Annotated in this window: 4 protein-coding genes; all 4 read left to right on the top strand. The window is 38.8% G+C overall.

The genetic code is table 11. From position 1 onward, the window contains the following. The coding region (locus tag UC75_RS16240; protein ID WP_228137444.1) for a hypothetical protein at positions 1-1,197 on the top strand (1,197 nt) is incomplete at its 5' end. Between the two features lie 231 nt (positions 1,198-1,428). Next, positions 1,429-3,471 (top strand): hypothetical protein, encoded by a 2,043-nt coding sequence (locus UC75_RS16235; protein WP_049838183.1) that lies wholly within the window; start codon positions 1,429-1,431, stop codon positions 3,469-3,471. A 15-nt stretch (positions 3,472-3,486) separates the two neighbouring features. After that, the gene (locus UC75_RS16230; RefSeq protein WP_049838182.1) at positions 3,487-4,212 is read left to right on the top strand and encodes a DUF6160 family protein; all 726 of its coding nucleotides are present in this window, start codon (positions 3,487-3,489) and stop codon (positions 4,210-4,212) included. A gap of 32 nt (positions 4,213-4,244) precedes the next feature. After that, positions 4,245-4,925, top strand: a 681-nt coding sequence (locus UC75_RS22085) for a DUF6160 family protein (protein WP_416202225.1), incomplete at its 3' end; no start/stop codon positions are given.

Here is a 4,925-nt window from a genome sequence, read left to right as displayed (position 1 = left end):
GTTAATGGTGCTGGTGGCTGTGATATTGATATTGATAATCTAAGCCTAAGTGGACAAAAGTTCGATGCGAATGGCAATCCTTTGGCCATGACTAGCGAAGAGCGGGCTTCGTCTTCTGCGGTTTTAACAAATCCGTTCATAGAATTTGCAATTAAAAATCCTAATTCTGCATCAACCCGTGAAGTTGCAGGTCTAAGATTAAGTGCTGAGAAATTTATCGGCTTGCTTACGGCGGGTACTGAAAACACAACTAAGCCAAATGGCATTAACTCGATTTCTGGTTATATGCAGGTCCAATCGGATAGCAGTGGTTTAATTAAAGGTTACGCGACAACTTCTGCTACGCGAGACAATTTATATGGAACCAATGCAGTTACAGGTCGTTTACAGGCTTTGGGTTTAGGAGGGGCCGCTGAGGTAAGTTTTGTTACTTCAGATGGTGGATTTAATATTCCAGGCATTCAAAATAACTATTTTGAAATTGCTCCAATTCAAGTGAATGGTAATAGAGTTAGCTCCAAAGTTTTATCTGCTCCAGTTAAAGTCCCTAATATTTATGTCGGACATAGTAGTTCGTACCCAGTAGATGGTGTTGTGCAATATAATGCAGCAGGTCCACATGACCCAGCTTATCCAGAACCAACAGGTATTTATACACAGGGTGGTAGAGTGGAAGCTACAGTAACAGACTGTAGTTTATTAGCATGTGTAATCGCAGGCAAAGGTGCCAAATTCTCTAATGTATATATGAATGGTACAATTTCAAATATTACTGCAAATTTAAATTTAACCCAGTCATTGGGCCTTATTCATAATTTACCAATTAACTCACCAATGTATCTCGCACTACAAAATCAAATGCTCCAATGGCCAGGTGCTAAAGCAGATGACGTAGCTCAAAAGGGTTGGTGGATGTCTTTTGCGAATCCAGTTAATGTTGGTAACATCATTCCGCAGGATGCAATTGATATTTCACCATTATTTCCACAAATTTCGACAGCCGTCTCTGCTTATTTACAAGCTAACCCAGCACAAACTTCTGATTTAGGAGGACTATTAAAGCTTGGTGATTTGGATGTAAATATTGGTACGGTTGATTTGAAAAATAGTCCGCTCACATTAAATTTAAGCAACTTGCAGTTAACGAATCAAAACTTTAAGCCAAACTGCCATGGTTCAGGTTTAACTTTTTGTTAAATTCCGAGAAAGTAGATTAGGCTGCTTTACATTCATCGGAAAAGTAATTTTTTACATGCTTTTTTTTGCATTTGTGCAAATATTCCGCATAATAGAAATGTGGAAAGGTTGGCAATATCTTTTAGATTTGCCTCTTTGTCTAAGGTGAAAAGGATAAATTCACCTGGCATCAAGGATTGTTAAAGAAAAATAAATATGGTGCGCGGCATCGTATAAAACAGGAAGGTCAAGATGACTACACTTAATTATACGGTAAGGTTTCAAAAAACCGTTTTGGCAAGTTTAATCGGGCTTTGTATAAGCCAAGCTAGTTTCGCACTCGAAGAACTTTCTGATGCGGGCTTAAGTGAAACTACAGGTGAAGGTATTGCTATCTTGCCACAGAATGCCTATATGGTATTTCGTGGTGCAAGTGCTAATGAAACCTCAAGTCAGATATTAACCGATCGTACTAAAGATACTGGTTATATCAATTATGTACCTGTCGGTCCTTTGAGTATGACAGCAGCAGATACCAATAAAAATGGCTCGATTGATTCGGGTGATCGCGCTGTTGGTAAAGCTGATATTTTTCTTTATGGTTTAGCACTTTCTAAATCTGATAATGATACAAATACCCGTATCGCTTCTACTGATACAGCCGCTGCAATTTCGAGTTGGGGTACTGCGGTTAACCCATGGATTTTTAAAGTTGCGACCGCAAATTCAGTACCTAATTTCAGTGCAGCTACTTGTAGTGGTGTAAGTGATCCATCTTGCCAAGTAACTTATTTAGCTTTGGAAGCTCCTTTATATGAGGTTGGAACGAAAGATTCCGTAGGTTTAGATGCTTATAAGCTGAAATTAGGTTTGTGGTCAGATATTTTTGTCCGAAATCCAAATAAAATAAATGGTGCAGCAGACCAATTTAATTATGGCGACTCAAATGGCTTAATTGGTACGAGTACGGATGCAAGCCGTGCGAACCGTCTTCGTTTACAGGGTGTTTGGAATAACTTTAGCTTAAATGGCAGTCGTTTACAGCTTTTCCAAACATTAGGAGGCGCAACATCTGCTGGTGGAATGAGCCCTTTTTATAATGATACTTTAGGTTTCGCTGGTGTTATTCGTTTAAACAGTGGTGATGCATCTAATTTAAGAGCAACAATTACTGCAAATACTCCAACGTCTTCGGTAGGGCCGTGGGTAAATCGCTATAGCACTCAATATACTGGCGCCCCAAGTAATAGTTCACCTAGCTCGGATTGGTTATATCGGATTCGCAGTCAAACTACGACGGTTACTTCAACAGGTTCATGGACTGCCCCAACAGACAGCGCTATGAATAATGTATTACGTTTGAGCACGCGTGAATCTGGAACTACTCAAGGTAATTTGGTAACACCTGCAATTAATGGTGGGCTTGCTCCAACTTTTGATGCAAATGAAGGTTTATATCTTTATAACCCAAATATTAACCTTGTTTTGGGCTCGTTATATCAACCCTTAGTTTTAAGCTCAGATGGTAAAAACTTTAGTCTAGAACTTGCTCGTATCCCGAATAAACCAGAAATTTATAAGAAAATTTATACAGATTATAGTGGTGCTGACACAAGTTACTTAGGCTCAACTTGTAATATTTACCAATGTGGTACCAGTGTCACGTTAGGTGGTAAAACTTACCAAGGCTCTAGTGCAACACATAGTAGTATTTCAATTGGTTCAACAGTTTATAACGCAACGAATAATACTTTAGAAGCGTTTAAAGGCAACAGTACACAAGATGCGGTCGGTATTTCATTTGGTAAATTACCTACGGGTACTGTAGCGGCTATAACACAGACTAAAAACTTCTACCAATTGCAAAATCAAGAACGCCGTGCAGGCAGTTATAGCTGTGGATTTTTGAACTTAAGTACTTGTTATGATACTTGGCAGTACCGTACAGCAACGGGCTGGACTGGAAATGCAGGCTCAGGTTTAAAATTTGATTCTCAAGGCGCTAATTGGGCTAGTATTGACAGTACTTCTTATTATAACCCGACAGTAAATAATACTGGTTACACCTTAGCTGATGCCGGAAATGGAGCTCAGTTTACTGTACCAGCCGGCACACCTTTACCAGATGCTCGTTACGAAGGGGGGCGTTGGTATAGCACTACACCAAATGCAGATTTAAACACCTATAAATTATCTGGAGCACAAATTAGCTCAGCCATTAGTAATAACATGGGTTCTGGTGTTATTGACGGTGTTTTAATCCAGCATTTGAAACTTACAACTAAAGGTCTATAAGAGGAGGAGATTGATATGAAAAAAATAAGTACTTTGATCCTCGCTCTTTGCACAACGGTTACGCATGCGGAGCTGCAAACTTTAGATAATGACGCTTTGCAGGCGATTAATGGTCAAGCTGGTGCTGATTTATCTTTAATGCTTAATTTAAACCAAACAGCTAACGGTGTCTTTGACAATGGTAGTGGTGGTGTCTGTGAGAACGTTGAGTTCTGTCATATCGGTTTAGCGATTAACAAACGTTTTGTACAAGCAGATGCAACTAAGCCAAGTGGTTGGGCTGAAAATAGTGATAGTGGTAATAAACTTTGGCTCGTGTTTAAAGGCGTACAAGGAACTTTAAACATTCAAAAAATGGGCTTGGATGGCGTTGATTTAAAGTATCTTGATAAAAGTAATACTGAAATTATTAAGCCTGCTATTCAGCTTAGTTTTAGCTCAGCTCAACCGATTTTATTCCGTAATTTTGGTTTCAATGCTTTATCAATTGAGCAAGATAACTTTACCAGCTCAACAACAACGCAAGGCTCGAGTGCAAATATGTATGATTATGCATATTTCAAAAAACCAACATATGCTGCGACTGCTAATAGTGGGAGCCAGCAAGTCGCTACAGCAACTCCATCTGCCTATGATTATGGGCGTGAAACTGGTTTTATGGGCTTAATGATGAACGGAAACTTGGCTATCCAAGGAAAAGTCATGGTCTTTAGCTGTGATGGTAGCCATCCTCGTTGTTAAGGGTTAATGTAGATTTCAAAGGAACTGAAGTGATGAAAAAAAATAAAGAAAATCACAGCTCAAAGTTTATTTTAAATACATTAGCAACCAGCATGTTGTTAGTGAGTGGTCAAATTTATGCTTTAGAAGCTTTAACAGATGCTGATTTGAGTGCCGTCAATGGACAAGATGGGATCTCTATTCAAACTACGTTTAATGAAATTAATATTGATAATGCTTACTGGGATGACCATGCAGGCACACCAACAAGTGCTGATCAGGTATTAAGAGCTCAAGCAAGTGGTGTAAAAGTCCAAAAAAGTAATGCATCTAGCCAAACTTTAAGTACTAATTACCGTTTAGATGTAGGAAGTAATCCGACTACGGGTAAAACTGGACTCGACTTTTCTATGCAAAGTAGTCCATCACTTATTACCGTAAATAGCGTTAAAGTTTGTAATAGTTCAGCTACATGCTCGCCAACTTTAGGGCAGTTGGCTATTCAAACGACCTCTCCTTTAAATTTGGCACTTACAACCCAAGATGGCTTATTTAATGCAAATAGCCAGTCAAGCATGACACTTGGTATTAATAATGCCAATATTTATCTAGGGCAATTGGATGCTCGCAGCCAGCTAAATCAGTTAATTTTAAGAAATTTTAACTTTAATTTTGTTGGCAAAGGAGCCATGTTGATTGATCCAACTCGTGGCTTAGTTTTACAGACAAATACT

Source organism: Acinetobacter sp. V2 (genome assembly GCF_001188385.1).
Taxonomy (GTDB): domain Bacteria; phylum Pseudomonadota; class Gammaproteobacteria; order Pseudomonadales; family Moraxellaceae; genus Acinetobacter; species Acinetobacter oleivorans.
The sequence above is the reverse complement of the archived record's forward strand: the minus strand, read 5'-3'. Positions and strand labels throughout refer to the sequence as shown.